This window comes from Actinotalea sp. C106 (assembly GCF_023630195.1).
Taxonomy (GTDB): Bacteria; Actinomycetota; Actinomycetes; order Actinomycetales; family Cellulomonadaceae; genus Actinotalea.
The window spans coordinates 1-1,574 of sequence record NZ_JALPKN010000463.1 but is presented as its reverse complement, the minus strand read 5'-3'; the positions used below and the strand labels follow the sequence as shown (position 1 = coordinate 1,574).

General features: G+C 74.6%; 3 protein-coding genes. All 3 read left to right on the top strand.

Annotated features, from left to right (window positions below):
• The coding region (locus L0B03_RS17630; RefSeq protein ID WP_250448286.1) for a sensor histidine kinase at positions 1-495 on the top strand (495 nt) is incomplete at its 5' end.
• Complete coding sequence (locus L0B03_RS17625; protein ID WP_250448284.1) at positions 492-1,163, top strand: response regulator transcription factor; 672 nt, start codon at positions 492-494, stop codon at positions 1,161-1,163. The genes L0B03_RS17630 and L0B03_RS17625, both read left to right, overlap by 4 nt.
• Before the next feature lie 15 nt (positions 1,164-1,178).
• On the top strand, positions 1,179-1,574 hold a 396-nt coding region (locus tag L0B03_RS17620; RefSeq protein ID WP_250448282.1), incomplete at its 3' end, for an FAD-dependent oxidoreductase.

Sequence of the window (1,574 nt, the reverse complement as noted above, 5' to 3'; positions counted from 1 at the left end):
GAGACGGGTCGCACGGCGCTGGCCGACATGCGGCGCGTGCTCGGCGTGCTGCACGAGGACGCCCCGCCCGACCCTCAGCCCGGCAGCCCGGACCTGGGCGAGCTGGTCGAGCGTTTCCGCACCGCGGGCCTCGGGGTCCGCACCGCGGGCCTGACCACCGACCTCCCTGAGGACGCCGGGTTCCGGCTCGCCGTGTACCGGGTGGTGCAGGAGGCGTTGACCAACGCGCTGCGCCACGCCCCCGGCACCCGTCCGGTCGAGCTCACCCTCCAGCGGGACGAGCACGCCGTCACCATCGAGGTGCGGGACCACGGCCCGGCCGTCCCGGTCACCGAACCCGCAGCGACCGAAGGCAGCGGGCGCGGGCTGATCGGGATGCGCGAGCGTGCCGGGGTGTACGGCGGGACTGTCGAGGCCGGACCCTGGCTGGGCGGGTGGCGGGTCAGGGTGGTGCTGCCGTGGGAAGGTCTGCCCGGGGAGAGGGGGACGTCATGACCGACGTGCTGCTGGTCGACGACCAGGCGCTGCTGCGGATGGGCTTCCGCCTCGTGCTCGAGGCCGAGGCGGACCTCACCGTCGTCGGGGAGGCGAGCGACGGCCGCGCCGCGGTCGAGCAGGTCGCCGCCCTGCGGCCTGAGGTCGTCCTCATGGACGTGCGGATGCCCGGGACCAACGGGATCGACGCGACCACGCAGATCGTCGCCGAGCACCCACGGACCAAGGTGCTGATCCTCACGACCTTCGACGTCGACGAGTACGCCTTCGCGGCCCTGCGCGCGGGGGCCAGCGGGTTCCTGCTCAAGGACGCCCGGCCCGCCGAGCTGGTCGCCGCGATCCGCTCGGTCGCCTCGGGGGACGCCGTCGTCTCACCCCGGGTCACCCGGCGCATGCTCGAGATGTTCGCCGGCCACCTGCCGACCCCCCAGGACGGCCCGCCCACCGACCTCGACCCGCGTCTGGCCGAGCTGACGCCCCGCGAGCTCGAGGTGCTGCGCACCGTGGCCCAGGGCCTGTCCAACGCGGAGATCGCCACGCGGCTCTTCCTCTCCGAGGCCACGGTCAAGACCCACGTGGGTCGCATCCTGGCCAAGCTCGAGGTCCGCGACCGGGTGCAGGCCGTGGTCCTCGCCTACGAGACAGGACTCGTGACGGCCCACGGCTGATGCGAGAGTGACCCGGTGACGACGACGTTGACGAACTGGGCCAAGAACCACACCTACCGGGCCGGCACGGTCCACGAGCCACGCAGCGTCGAGGAGGTCCAGGCCCTCGTCCGCGACGCCCGGGCCCGCGGGGTGCGGGGGCTGCGGGCCCTGGGCAGCCGGCACTGCTTCAACGACGTGGCCGACGGCGCCGAGCTGGTCGCCCTGGGCTCCCTGGAGCCCGAGATCGAGGTCGACGCCGAGGCGCGCACCGTCCGGGTGGGCGGCGGCGTCCGGTACGGGACCCTCGCCGAGCACCTGCACGCCCGCGGTTGGGCCGTGCACAACCTCGCCTCCCTCCCGCACATCTCGGTGGCGGGGGCCGTGGCCACCGCGACCCACGGCCCGGGGGACGCCCGGCGCAACCTCGCA